The organism is Burkholderia sp. BCC0097, from assembly GCF_902832985.1.
Classification (GTDB): domain Bacteria; phylum Pseudomonadota; class Gammaproteobacteria; order Burkholderiales; family Burkholderiaceae; genus Burkholderia; species Burkholderia orbicola.
On the sequence record NZ_CADFDM010000025.1, the window covers coordinates 1 to 13695 of the forward strand.

At 55.3% G+C, this 13695-nt stretch carries 12 protein-coding genes; 6 read left to right on the top strand and 6 right to left on the bottom strand.

Going from position 1 to position 13695, the window contains the following annotated elements:
- Positions 1–159: 159 nt before the first annotated feature.
- Entirely contained in the window at positions 160–1260 is a 1101-nt protein-coding gene (dndC, locus tag HWX07_RS36595) for a DNA phosphorothioation system sulfurtransferase DndC (RefSeq protein WP_208457121.1), read from the bottom strand.
- Between the two features lie 593 nt (positions 1261–1853).
- Between dndC and HWX07_RS36600 the strand changes: the two genes are divergently transcribed.
- The 5 genes from HWX07_RS36600 (at position 1854) to HWX07_RS36620 (ending at position 7138) form a co-directional block, all read left to right on the top strand.
- A complete protein-coding gene (locus tag HWX07_RS36600; RefSeq protein WP_175879475.1) occupies positions 1854–2297 on the top strand; it encodes a hypothetical protein in 444 nt (147 codons plus the stop codon).
- A 118-nt stretch (positions 2298–2415) separates the two neighbouring features.
- Positions 2416–4029: a recombinase family protein gene (locus HWX07_RS36605; RefSeq protein WP_175879484.1), complete on the top strand. Its 1614-nt coding sequence runs from the start codon at positions 2416–2418 to the stop codon at positions 4027–4029.
- Positions 4026–4928, top strand: coding sequence for a ParB/RepB/Spo0J family partition protein (locus HWX07_RS36610; RefSeq protein WP_046544129.1), 903 nt, complete (start codon positions 4026–4028; stop codon positions 4926–4928). The genes HWX07_RS36605 and HWX07_RS36610 overlap by 4 nt, the downstream gene beginning before the upstream one ends.
- The gene (locus HWX07_RS36615) at positions 4925–5827 is read left to right on the top strand and encodes a plasmid partitioning protein RepB C-terminal domain-containing protein (protein WP_175879476.1); all 903 of its coding nucleotides are present in this window, start codon (positions 4925–4927) and stop codon (positions 5825–5827) included. Before HWX07_RS36610 ends, HWX07_RS36615 begins: the two co-directional genes overlap by 4 nt.
- A 387-nt stretch (positions 5828–6214) precedes the next feature.
- The gene (locus tag HWX07_RS36620; RefSeq protein WP_175879477.1) at positions 6215–7138 is read left to right on the top strand and encodes a hypothetical protein; all 924 of its coding nucleotides are present in this window, start codon (positions 6215–6217) and stop codon (positions 7136–7138) included.
- A 114-nt stretch (positions 7139–7252) separates the two neighbouring features.
- On the opposite strand, the gene HWX07_RS36625 is transcribed toward HWX07_RS36620, so the two are convergent.
- The 5 genes from HWX07_RS36625 to HWX07_RS36645 form a co-directional block, all read right to left on the bottom strand.
- Positions 7253–8224: a hypothetical protein gene (locus HWX07_RS36625; RefSeq protein WP_175879478.1), complete on the bottom strand. Its 972-nt coding sequence runs from the start codon at positions 8222–8224 to the stop codon at positions 7253–7255.
- Positions 8225–8388: 164 nt separating this feature from the next.
- On the bottom strand, positions 8389–9399 hold the full coding sequence (locus tag HWX07_RS36630) for a hypothetical protein (RefSeq protein WP_175879479.1): 1011 nt from the start codon (positions 9397–9399) through the stop codon (positions 8389–8391).
- 56 nt (positions 9400–9455) lie between these two features.
- The gene (locus HWX07_RS36635; RefSeq protein WP_175879480.1) at positions 9456–9758 is read right to left on the bottom strand and encodes a DUF6388 family protein; all 303 of its coding nucleotides are present in this window, start codon (positions 9756–9758) and stop codon (positions 9456–9458) included.
- Between the two features lie 237 nt (positions 9759–9995).
- Entirely contained in the window at positions 9996–10562 is a 567-nt protein-coding gene (locus tag HWX07_RS36640) for a hypothetical protein (RefSeq protein ID WP_175879481.1), read from the bottom strand.
- A gap of 356 nt (positions 10563–10918) precedes the next feature.
- Positions 10919–11686 (bottom strand): HNH endonuclease, encoded by a 768-nt coding sequence (locus HWX07_RS36645; RefSeq protein WP_208457122.1) that lies wholly within the window; start codon positions 11684–11686, stop codon positions 10919–10921.
- A 333-nt stretch (positions 11687–12019) separates the two neighbouring features.
- Between HWX07_RS36645 and HWX07_RS36650 the strand changes: the two genes are divergently transcribed.
- The coding region (locus tag HWX07_RS36650) for a hypothetical protein (RefSeq protein WP_175879482.1) at positions 12020–13695 on the top strand (1676 nt) is incomplete at its 3' end.

Here is a 13695-nt window from a genome sequence, read left to right on the forward strand (position 1 = left end):
CATCCCGAACAGGACCGTGAAACGACTCTACGCCGATGATAGTGCGGATTCCCGTGTGAAAGTAGGTAATCGTCAGGCTCCCTAAGCCAAGAACCCCTGCCCGAAAGGCGGGGGTTTTTGCATTGGCGCGGCGGAAATGTGTGGTGTGCTCGGCATAGATCACACCTCGTGCCGAATACCTTTACCGAACGCCGACGAACGATCGCATGGGATCACAATACGACGTCCTCGGGCACTTGATGCCCGCCCGTGTGTTCGTGCTCGTGGTGGTGGACGAGCCGGGCAAGGATGGGTTCCTTGTTCGGCGCTGCTAAGGTCAAACGTTAGTCGTCCATTGCGACGAATGGCACTTCGTCGAGACGGGTCATTTCGAATTTGAACGAGCCAATCTCGAAAAGCGACTAGAGGCTTGTAGGCATGATTGCCGGAATCAATGAATCCTTGTAGGCTTTTGTCTTTTTCAACAACAGTACATGTCCAGCAACCAAAGCGACTGTTAGATGTGCCACATCCTGGCGCTTCGTCCTTGCTGAGAACAACGGGGCACTCTCCACCCTCTGCATCACGATACAATTGAAAAAGCTTGCTATGGGTGCCACCCCATGGAGCGGGGAATGTTCCTAGAATTTCCCAGACGTCGTCGGTCGTGAGATCAACAATTGGACGGAATACATAAGCACCCGGAATGCTGGAGTGTTCATTGAGATTTGATCCTCGGTCGTTTTCGTATCTGTCGACCGTTTGCATTCTTCTGATACTTTCTGTCCGTCGGACGCCCAAGACTACGATGGCCGCACCATAACTCGAGATGTTGGCCTTAATATAGCTACTAGTCGGTTGGATCTTTAGTCGATCGGTACACCAGCGCATTTGAGAGTTTGGGCTGGGATAACCTTTTCCGATGAGTAGCACCCAAAATGTCTTATCGAGATCCGGGCGTGTGCGCGCAACGGTTATAGGTAACCCAAGACTGTCTGCTGCCGAAGTTAGTTGGGCCGAAACATCGTCTAGGTGCGCCATCACAAACGGGCTTTCGACGAGAGTATCGTTGGAAACAATGTGAACTCGGCGGTTCCTGCGTGACGGGGGAACCTCAAGGAGGGCCTCGAATACTGCGTGCGCAACGAGGGTCGAATCCTTCCCGCCAGAGAATCCAAAGATCCAGGGATACGACTGAACTGGAGAAAGATACTCTTCCTTAACGTGCTGGACGATCTCACGCCAACGTTGCTCTACGGTGATTTCTGCTTGATCTGACACGGATTTGGCCGAAAAATATTTGCGCTATCTCCTTTCTTCCTGAAAATTTGAAGGGCGATAGCACTAGGAAGTCCGCAAATCGGGTTCATATTACCGGAATCGGCGACATCGCTACGCATCTTTGATGCCGCCGGCCGGTCAATGGCATACATTCAGTGGTGGACGTAAGTGACAGAGCCCGTCCCCGTTAGTGACAAGACCTAGGGTAGCTCTGTCGCGTCGGGTCTTGAGACAGATTTTGCTTGTTTCAGTAGTTGTCGGGTGTCGCAAATGTTGAAAAGTCGCCCCATTGAATTTATGGGAGTTTTTCACTAACTCTGTCAAGGCGCTTCGACCTTTTTGACGCGAATAGTGAAAAAACTCGGCGGCCACGCCACAAAACATGAAAATTTTTGCGGGTGGGTCGCAGAGGCCCGCAGGACAAGGCTCTGCGGGCGCGGGCTGAGCGTTGACCTGATAGGCATGAATCGCACAAGCATCGCCAGCGGCGGACAATCTGCGAGGGTGGGACGCCGCGTCCCGTGAGCCGGTTCCAACTGACCCCGGCCCCAAACACGGCTGGCCCCACTTCGATTCCTCTGTGGAGCACGGCCATGAAATCGGATCGGATCTGTGCTGCCTGCGGCACACCCTTCACTCCGCTCATACATATCCCGCGTCAACGCTTCTGCTCAGCCAAGGCGTGCCAGCGTGCTCGCCGGCGCGCATGGCAGCACGAGCGCCTTCGAGTCGATCCCGACTATCGAGAGAATCAGATCCGGGCTCAGGCCAACTGGCGAGCCCGACATCCCGACTACTGGCGGTACTACCGCGAGACGCACCCGGCCTATCGCGATCGCAATTGCGCGATGCAGCGACGACGAAATGCGCGGCGCACTGCTAGTGCTGTTGCAAACATGGACGTGTGGCCGGCCTGTCGCCCACTGGCATCTGGATTCTACATCCTGCGCAACGCGGTTGAGGCCGGCGTTGCAAAGATGAACGCGTGGACGGTGCACATCGCCGTGCTGTCTGAGCCGAGGCCGGTTCCGGCGTGATTGCAAAGAGATGACGTGTACGACAAGGGTCTATGGCCTGCTACCTTGGCTGTGTGCTCGCTCGCATTCGACGTCATTGCAAGGCGCGACGCGTTCGCCGATACAAATCCCTTAGTTGATGTCGGGGATGGCGCAGCGAGGGGCGGTTGCCAGTGGGAGCTGGATCGTGGACCTCGATTGCACATGCGAATCCATTGACGAGCAGGCCTGCAGGATGCGGGCTGCTGAATACGTTCGGATGTCGACGGAGCATCAGCAATACTCGACGGAGAATCAGCGTGATCGCATTCGCGACTACGCTGCTCGTCGCGATCTCGAGATCGTGCGGACCTACGCCGACGAGGGTAAAAGTGGTTTGCGAATCGATGGGCGCCAAGCGCTGCAGCAGCTGATCCGGGACGTGGAAACCGGCATGGCCGATTTCCAGGTAATCCTCGTCTACGACGTAAGCCGCTGGGGACGATTCCAGGATGCAGACGAAAGCGCCTATTACGAGTACATCTGCCGGCGCGCAGGCATCCAGGTCGCCTATTGCGCCGAACAGTTCGAGAACGACGGCTCGCCAGTTTCGACGATCGTCAAAGGCGTGAAGCGTGCGATGGCCGGTGAGTACAGCCGCGAGTTGTCAGCGAAGGTCTTTGCTGGTCAGTGCCGATTGATCGAGCTGGGTTTCCGGCAAGGCGGCCCGGCGGGCTATGCGTTGCGCCGGATCCTGGTGGACGAGCATGGCCTCATGAAGGGGGAGTTGCAACGCGGCCAACACAAGTGCCTGCAGACGGACCGCGTCATTCTGATGCCGGGCCCGGACAGCGAGGTGCGTATCGTCAACCTCATCTACAGTTGGTTCATCAATGAGTCACTCAATGAGCACGAGATCGCCGCACGGCTGAACGGCATGAACGTTCAGACGGACCTTGGGCGACCCTGGACTCGGGCAACGATTCGCGAGGTGCTCACTAACGAAAAGTACATCGGCAACAACGTATACAACCGTGTGTCGTTCAAGCTGAAGAAATCTCGTGTCACGAATCCGTCGGAGATGTGGATACGCAAGGAGGGTGCGTTCGAACCCATCGTGCCGAGCGAAACGTTCTATACAGCGCAGGGCATCATGCGGGCGCGCGCCCGGCGCTACTCGAGTGAGGAGCTTATTGAGCGTCTGCGAAATCTGTACCGAAGCCGAGGCTTTCTATCGGGCGTCGTGATCGACGAAACGGAGGGCATGCCGTCCACCTCGGTCTATGTATATCGCTTCGGCAGCTTGATTCGTGCGTACCAGACGGTTGGCTTCACGCCGGGCCGTGACTATCGTTATATCGAAACGAATCGCTTCATTCGGCAACTGCATCCAGAGATCGTTGCCGAGACGGAAAAAAAGATCGCGGATCTCGGCGGGACCGTGTCGCGTGATCCGGCGACGGACCTTCTGACCGTGAATAGGGAGTTCACTGCCTGCATCGTGCTGTCACGGTGTCAGGTGCGCGGCAGCGGCCGTAACCGCTGGAAGGTACGGTTCGACACGAGCCTGCTGCCGGATATCACCGTTGCAGTCAGGCTGGACCAGAGCAACTCGACTGCGCTCGACTACTACCTGCTGCCGCACATCGACTTTTGGCAGCCTCGCATCAGCCTCGCGGACTGGAATCCGATCGAGTTCGAGAGCTATCGCTTTGACACGCTGGACTACTTATACGGTATGGCACAGCGTGCTCGGCTGAGGAGACGAGCATGACTCAGCGTGAACAGCCCGGTGAGGTTCGGATGATCCCCATCAGCCAGATCGAGGTGATCAATCCTCGCGAGCGCAATGGTCGAGTCTTCGACGAAATCGTCAGCAACATCAAGACGATCGGCCTGAAGAAACCGATCCTGGTCACGCCACGGGCAACGGCCAGTGGTGTTGAGAAGTATCTCCTCGTGTGCGGGGAGGGACGACTGAAGGCGTTCCGATCGCTCGGAGAAACGACGATACCAGCGCTGGTGGTGAGCGTGAGCGACGAAGATGCGTTCATCATGAGCCTGACGGAGAACATCGCGAGACGACAGTGCCGACCGCTCGAGCTGCTCGCCGGCATACGCGAACTGCAGGAGCGCGGATACGCCCCGAAGGCGATCGCCGAGAAGACGGGCCTCACGCAACACTATGTGCAGGGCATCTTGACGCTGCTGCATCAGGGTGAAGAACGCCTTGTGATCGCCGTCGAGAAAGGTCGGATTCCGCTGAACGCGGCGCTTTCGATCGTCGGTGCCGGCGACGATGATGAGGCAATCCAGGCGGCACTGCAGGAGGCATATGAATCGGGGAGATTGCGTGGGCGCCAGTTGATGGACGCACGGCGCGTCATCGAGCGAAGGAAAGCGCTCGGCCGCACGGCGAATCGAAACATGACGCGTAAGGTGATGGACGTGACCACATCGAGCCTCGTTCGAACGTATCAGCATGAAGTTGAGCGACAGAAAACGATGGTGCGGAAGGCAGAGTTCACGCAGCAGCGGTTGCTGTTCATTGTCGGCGCCCTCAGGCAGCTATTTGCCGATGAGAACTTCGTCAACCTGCTGCGCGCTGAGGAACTGGCGACTTTGCCGAAGTATCTGGCAGAACGTGTATGGCCGAGCGGGAGTCCAGCATGACCGGCGTAGCACTTGGTTTCATTCCGGAACCACTCTCTGTTCCGATCACAAGTATCCTGCCATCACGGCGCACGCCTGCCGGCATGATGAACTCGCGAAAGTTCAAGCAGATCAGAAGCTCCATCGAAGAGGTGGGCTTGATCGAGCCGCTTTCGGTGACGCCGGTCGATCAGTCATCGGGCAACCACGTCCTGCTCGATGGGCATCTGCGACTGATCGCGTTGCAGGAGCTCCAGTTCAACACCGTGTCGTGCCTCGTTGCCACGGACGATGAGAGCTACACGTACAACAACCGCGTCAATCGACTATCGACCATCCAGGAGCACTTCATGATTCGTCGGGCCGTTGAACGAGGTGTGTCTCCTGAGCGGCTCGCGAAAGCGCTGTCAGTAGATGTGTCGCAGATCATGAAGAGGATGGCATTGCTGGATGGGATTTGTGCTGAAGCGACTGAACTGCTGAAGGACCGGCAGTTTTCACCTGAGCTCGCGCGAGCTCTGCGGAAGATGAAGCCCACACGGCAAGTCGAATGTGTCGAGCTCATGGTGGCAGCAAACAACCTGTCTGTCTCGTACGCCGAAGCGTTGCTCGTTGCGACGCCGGCTTCGCGGCTGATCGAAGGGAAGAAACCGAGGAAGCTTGCCGGAGTGAGCCCCGAGCAAATGGCGAAGATGGAACGGGAGATGAGCAATCTGCAGGGGCAGTACAAGGTGGTCGAGCAGACTTATGGACAGGACGTGCTCAACCTCGTGCTCGCAAAGGGCTATCTTGCGAGGCTGCTTGAGAACGAGTCGGTGCGCCAGTACTTGCAAGCCCAACAGGCGGACTTGCTATGCGAACTCCAGTCGGTCGTGAACATGATCGCTCTGGAGCAGCCAGTGCTCGAAAGCGTAAGTTAGGAGATGTTCAGAAAGAGCATTTCTACCGCGCGTACCCGGTTATCACGTTGAAATGACTGATTCACCAGCGTACACTTTTCGTGAAGGATGGTAGATAAAGTCCTGATGTGAGAGTCGAAAATAAATAAATCTTATCAACGGGGTGAAAAATTGGCGACGGGAGTTCAATATTGGCCAGTTGGCGGCACTGAGCAGCATCTTGCATTGACGGCGACCGATATAGCCGCTCATTTGATCGCCGATTGGATTCCAGGGTTACCCACTGTGTCTCCTCTGAGCTTGCTCGGATGGCCAGGGTACCTTCTTGTTCCCATGAGGATGGGAGCGAATTCATATTTGACGATGCATCAGGTTGCGGCTGGATGTGAACGGCAGTGGAAGGGGGTGATGTCCTGGATGTTGGGCGTTGCCTGTAGTCGCAGAGTTTTGCAGGATGAAGGATATCAATGGGTGGCTCCTGCAAGCGCTTTCTATCCTAACGTAAACATGCCCGTCAGCATTCCTCGTTGGCATCCTCACTACCCACCGTCGAAGCTCGAGATCGATAGGATTTCACCGTCGCCAAGCAAGCTACGTCCGGATTACATCGCAATCCGCCCTGTGTCTGGTTCAACTGCGATTGAGTGGGCTCTTGCAGAATCGAAAGGAACACGTGCACCAGTTGGCGGTATGGCCTGTCCTGCATCTTGGGCGGCACAAGTTCGTAGCGTTGACGTCAAATTTAACGGACGACCTGTGCCGATAGCTAGACACGTGGTGATTGCTACGCGAGTTAATCCCAATGCAGTACTTGGGAAGACCCGGCGTCTTCAAGTTAAAGCGTGGAATTCGTCGATTTCAGCACCGACGAATGATCTAGAGCTGGCAAAGATCGAAGTAATTGCCGCGTCGCTGTTCGGAATTTGTCGAAATCTCGATCTCATTGATAACGCGAATGCGATCGCTCAAGCGACACGTGTACGCCAACAGGGTTATGCGACAGATGCAGACAGAAGGTCTCTCGACAGGTTGGTCGATATGGCCGGCCGAGAATTTAAAGATAGAGGTATCAATTCGACGGATGACGGAGCTGATCTTAGTATTTCAATGAGATACCGAGAGGATAATTTCTCGAATCTGCATGTAAAGATCGAGCGCGCAACGTTGAAGATGATGGAGCTTATGCAAAAGCTGGTGACGCCGGTTGAAGAGGTCAGATCGCAGATCGGAGATTTTGATCGAGAGATATTGGGTTGGTATGAAAATCAACGGAAGCAACGTACGGAAACGAGAACGGTGCTTCCTGAGGGGGTCGTGGTGCAATTGGGATAGCGGCGATTGACCGAATTTTTGATGGCACATGCCTGCTGGAGGGCGACAAAGGAAATTTGTTAATTTGGTTTGTCGCCGTGATATTTTTATTGGCGCACTTGATCGTAAGTTAATTCACGATCGTTTGGAGAAGGCGTGGTTGCATGGGATTACTTCCTCTAGAATAGGGAGAATAGCCTTCCGTTCGTCCTTGTTTAAAAGGCGTATCGGCCGTGGTTGCGTGCTTGAACTATTTTTTGAGCCCCAAGTGCTCGTAAAAACATACGCTTCAGATTGATCCGGGCCAACAAATACAATTTTCCTCAATGGACCGGAAGCAGGATCTTCTCCAGTACATGCCTTTTCGTCCAGCATATCAAACTCCCATGCCAATTTGGAGATTGCCAGTGTTTCAATATCTGACATTCCAATTGCATTTTGAGCCCCGTATGAGAGGCAAGTTGTAAGAAGAGCGGCTATCGCGGTCGTGGCGGCAATGACGCGCACCTTTGCGGGAGTTCTCTTGTTCTTGAGTTCAAATAGGCCAAAAATTGGAAAGATAAGGAGTTGAAGTGCAAGGAGGAACAGTGCTGTCCAAAGTGACAAAATGCCAATTGATGACATGAATACACCAGCACTATAGGCAATGGGAAGGTGCATCGATGCTCCAAGGAAGTGCGCGGAAATCCGACTGGTCGCATCAGAGTGCCCAATCCATATTAATATGACCAACCCTGTCCATCGAATCCAAACGCAGAACGGACAATTCAGTGCTTCGACTAGAGCGTCTCTTCTGCAAAAATGAACTGCAAGTGCTGATAACGGTAGCATGCTCAACGCGATCAGTGCAATCATTGCGTTGAAGATATCAGTTTCTTTGTAATATAAAAAAAATAGTTTCAGGGCGGATGCAAGGAGGGCCATGTACAGTAGAATTACACGGGGCATAGAGAACTCTTTCGCAACGGATTCGCTGAAGGCCTCCATTTTTTGAAGAAGATAGTTTTTCTCAATAAACAGCCGAACTCTCTTTCCGATAAAAATCGCACAGCGCTTTACGCTGGTTGTGATCCAGCAGTGTCTGATAAGCTGCGAAAATTTACCCAATATCAGTATCGTTGAAATTGCGGCGCCTGGTGTGGCCAACACTAGAAGGGCGCCGATTATAATTTTGATGGCATGGGGGATCATTTTATTTAAATTTAATTGCGTGTGATAGTGTCGCCGTATGGTTGCTTTAATTACTGCTTCCGATATGCAGGAGGCAACTCCTAACCTTCGGCAAGCATACGTTGTGCGTGGGCGACATAGGCGAGTGGGCGATTCATCGGAGCCCTATTGCCTCGAATGCTGTTGATCGCTTGATAGGCAGCACCCGCGAGCGACAGCGCCGCACCTGCATACGCAGTCACGTTGCCTGAGTCTGTGGCCTGAAGTGTCAGGCCGGCACCACATAATGGGACTATTGCTCCAAGGGCCACCGATCCAAACGACGGGCGCATAGCATCCTCGATTTCAGCGATATCGGATTTGCAGTTCAGCAAAAACGCTTCGTTAGCACCAATACGATCGTCCGCATCCGGAAGCGTTGCAACCGTGACACAATGCGCTTCGATCCGAGCGCGCAGAGGGGGGAGGAGATGGCCATACTGACTCTTGAATCGCAGAAGCTTGTTCAACTGTATGGGGCCAGTTGGCGTCGGAAGTAGGTGCTGCAACACGACTTCTCGAGCTTTTTGGCGATGAAGTTCACGTGCCGACGACTTAGGACGAGCCAGTAACCCGGCGGCAAAAGCCATCTTGTTGGTCACGGGCGTCGCATTGACCTCAGGAATCGCCCCCAAGCACGCAGCCAGATAGGCCATGAACATGGTCGCCGTAGTTGTCTCCACGTCGTACCACGGCCCGTCGACTTCCTTGGCGAGGCCAACCTCTACTAAGAAGCGAGGTATTTCACCAAGCTTCTCTGCATGAATCCGGGTGGACGTGTGTCGGGAGGGATGTTCCGGGGTACGCAGGCGGGGCCGTTTCAGCCGGTGTTCGATCAACGTGATGAAGCTGTCATCGAAGCGGTCTAAACGATGAATGTACCCAGCAGGTATTACGGGTTCCACAAGGCCTTCGCTGAGTAACTCCCGCATGAATCCGTTCATCTGCTCGGGACGGCTCATATGGTCCATCGGAACAATGGACGATAGTTTGTCCCAATACAAGAGCGACTTCACTGTCCACGCGTCGTCAGGAAGCGTGATGTAGGGAAAATAGAGTGCATTGGCGCGCATGTGGTTATTGCAATCTATAGTTGTGTCGATTTACGATGAGTTGGTATGTCTTCCGACTAGCGCAAGCCGATAGCGCGCTCCATCGCTTCTTGGCGGGCCTGGAGAATCTGTCGCCGCTCCACTTCACAATCAACCGCAAATTGAAGCAGATATTCGAAGGGGTCGATGCCCAAACGTTTTGCAACCTCCCTCAAGGCCGTGGCAGCTTCAATTCGGCGGAGTTCGTCGAGGTCAGCATCGATGATATTGGCGACTTCTTGAGATAACTTGTCAACGCGTGCCTTAGCCGCGGGAAATTGCGACAAGAACCGTTCATAGCCGATAGCGATCTGTTGAGCCGATAGTGATGATGAACTCATAAATGTATGTTCAGTGCTGAAGAGGTATTCCGAAAAAAATTCGATTCCGGTTGGCAGAATTCATTGAGCTGCTGGAGCAGCGAGGCAGCAGAGGCCAGTTCGAAAGAACGTGCCTAACATAAAAGTGCGTCCCTCCGATGGCGATGCTCTGTACCGGTTGGTGCATCTATTCCGGCTCGAGTCAACGAAGATGTCCTGGGGAAACGGTAGGTCAATTGTATCCATGGACGCCCTCATTCAGTTTTCACGATAGCAGATTGCGCCAAAGGCGAACATAAAAGCGGCCACAGCCGCTAGCCAGGGAAGGACCTGGGTTCCATGTATGGCCGGCCACTTGCCAATTAAGAGAATCAACGTTGCTGCCGAGCAGTGAGTTAAGATCGAAGACACTTCATCCGATATCTTGCCCGAAAAACGGGCGGCCCATTGCTCGATCTTCACCGGACGTCCTCTGCCCGAACGACGACTTAACTTAATGCAGAGATAAAGGACAATGATGAAAATCACGTCGACTAGGATTGCTGCGAAGCCGATCAAAAAGACGGCCGTTATGTCGACCGGTTGACCGGTGTCAATGCTTCCGACGGCGAGGAACGGGGAGGTAAAGCTGCGCCCGAACTCGTTGAACGCACTGATGAACAGTGGGGTTCTCAACAGGACTGCGACGGCGGCCCATATTACAAAAACTTGCGGCACCCTCCTCTTCATGAACTGACTGACTCTCGAGAGCGTAACGAAGCTCTTCATCATCTGCCGCCCATCGACGATTTGCCACTCGTCTTTTTTGGGCTTTGCGCTGTTCATTTTGATTCGTCCCCGGTTCGTATGGATTTCTTCGTCGTGCACTCAGCAAGAACTTCATTGTCAGTGTTCTGGACGTAAGTCGAACGGACAACACAAGTTTTGTGCTCCGTCAAAGCATACATTCTCAGCATATCAAGCTTCACGGCCGTCGATACTCGTTGATTGAACACGCCGCGGCGGGCATCTGGTAGGCCGCTTAGGGAAAGCGGCCACAATATGGCCATCACGTACGACAGCACGACCGCTTTGAAGGTCGTCTAGAACTTCCGCCCGCACTTTGCCATCTTTATCTGCATGGACAGCTACGTCCGCATTCGCGTACGCTCTAGCGATATTTTCGGGGCCGCTCTGGCGGATCATCTGAGCCGTGTTGCGAGTACGTCGACTGGGAGCGGAGGGTCCGAGCGATGGACCATCGCGTGACAGTTTGCGCACAAAGGGACCAAATCATGAACTGGATCGATGACGTACGAAGCGCCGATCGAACTCAGCGGTCGCAGATGATGCACATGAATGTATCCGCGTCCGATATCGCCGTAGACTGCCTCGAAGTCAAAGCCACAAGCAGCACACCGATAGCCGTGGAAGGCTAGGCAGGCCTTGCGGGCAACGGGATTACGCTCGTAAGCGTTCACCGTAACACGCTTCATCGCACCTTCAAGGATCGTGGGCGATATGGCAGCGGCCATGTCTGGCGGAATTTCCTCGGCCAACGTGCCTTCACCTCCATGGGCGGCGTTCAAAAAACGCCAGCGCACTTGAACGGGTATATCGTCCGATACAGATATGGCGCGTCCCCGACCGGCATACGTAAAGTTGTCGCGGTCATTCTGGCGCCAGAATATGTGGATTTCCGCGTCAGACGCAGTCATCTTGGCAATCGTCGGCTGAGTTCGGTGACTCCTGCTTTTGCCACTCCAAACCAACTCATCACCCTCGAAGCGGTTACCGTAATCGTGCCCGGTCCGGCCCGGCGCCCCGACGCCGCAGAAGACGAGATAGGTTCCATCATGTTGGACGTAGCCCGTCAGCCAACTTCCGCCGCTCGGCAGATCGGGAAGTCCAACTGCCTGTGCGACATCGCGACGGCTATAGCTGCCTCCCACATCAAACTGAAATTTCATAATTCTTGTTCCCCGGACATGCCTCAGTTTGGTGTCATCCTACCGCACTGGCGCTCAGGTGACCTCCTGTCCCTTGCGATGTGTGCAACTGGCATTTGACGGGTGCAATTAGGCATAGATGTGATTCGGGCGTCTTTGGACACGAGATGACGCAGAGAAGAAAGCCAGCCGGAATCGTAGTGCGGCAGTCGCTCGGTTGATCAACCGGATGTCCGAAAAGGCCCAAACTGTGTCCATCGCTATGGACTCAATGTCGTTTGCGATGATCCGTTAACTACAGACATACAGACGGTCGCCAAAAGCCTCGAACAATAACCACAAGAGGAGAAACGGATGAATGAAGTATTCAAGTCCGCCGGCACGGGGTTGCCGATGTGGACGTCGAAGGAAGACAAACGTGGCATCGATCCACTGGGCATGCAGACCACCAGCGTCGCCCTTTACCAGGAACTGCTTCCGGGCATTAGCAACGTGACGTTGCGCATGCGTTATTACGGCTTCTATGCGTGGCTCGCGCAAAACTACGCTGAACGGATCGGGGATACGTCGGTGGAGCGCTGGTGCGTCTACCTACGGCGTGCCGAAGCGCTGTACGCTCTCATCGCTGCGGCGGAGAACAACGAGCGTGGTGTGGCGGGTGTCATCTGGGCGAGCAACAAGTTGGCGCAAACCGCGTCGGGAGATCTGGTGTTTCATCCGAACACGGATCGGGGCAGCCATCCGCAGTATCTGAAGCAGAAGTTCGGCGCCTTTGGTGCAGCTTACGGCTCGCAACTCGTCGAAATCGGGGCCCTAGAGTATGTCGACGCGCATCAGGTGCCGGTACCGACAGCGGATGTCGGCGACCAGCTTGCGAAGCTGTTCCACGCGTCGGTCTGCGACGCCGCCGAAGTCTTCTGGCATGCCGCGCACGAGGGCACGATCTCGCGGCAGGAGCTTGTAAGACTGGCGATCATGCTTCCGTCGCGCATCGAAGCGGGCAGCGAGGAATGCCGTTTGTACCAGGACTTGCTGTTCGCCAAGCTTCACCCGAAGCGGCCCACGGCAGTCATGCGCAGCCAGACCTTGCGCCTGATCCTACGCGCGGCGCAGGCAAATGTCTCTGGCATCGACGTGGCGCGCGTGCGCTGGACGCTTTATGCCGGGCGAAACGCGGAAGGCGAAGCATTCGATGAAGTTCCTTCGACCGAGGGCGAACACCGTTTCGCGTGGAGCGTATATCACGCCAACGATCTTCTGCACGTCGCCTACGAGGCGATTCTCAGGTTCGTGCTCGATGTGCTTGCACTGACGCCCGCCGGCCTGCCGCTGGAACACCTGGTCGCAAAAGTGGCCGAACGGCTGGCTGACGCGCTGACGCACCATGAGGCTGGTACGTGGGACGCGCTCCTGATGAACATCCGGCTCGCCGCCGACCCGTGGTCCGATAGCGATGCGCTCTCCGAATATCGGCTTCACAACGACGTGCTCGCCACCGGCGATTCGGACGAAACCGATAGCGATGCCATCGCCGCGCGGGCCATCTTGCTGCTGGCGGTTCTGCACAAGCGGTGGGAGGACCAGCTGGAGCGCGTCAAGCTGTGTTGCCCGATCGTCGCGGAAGGCGAGTTCGTGCAATCCATCGTGACAGAGCTGTCCGACCTGCGCGCGCATGCGGATCTCCCTCTGTCCGAACTACTCAGGCGGTTGGTCCAGTGCAGGATCATCGAGCGGCACCTTTGGGTGGCGATTCAGAAGTTCCGTGGACAGGGCGATTACACGTTCCTGCTCGAATGCGACGAAGGGCGCGTGCGGCTGCGTCAGGGTACCGGACCGGTACTGACCAATCCGCGTCTGTCCTCGGCAATCACTTTCCTCAGAGACCTGCACCTATTGAACGATGCAGGTCCGACTACCGCCGGCCTTGAGGTACTCGCCGCATGTCACGGGGCGGCGCTATGGAGCCAATGCGGGGTCGGCATAAGGGCGCCACTTGAGGGGCGGCACATAGGCGCCAGTCCAAGGGCGGC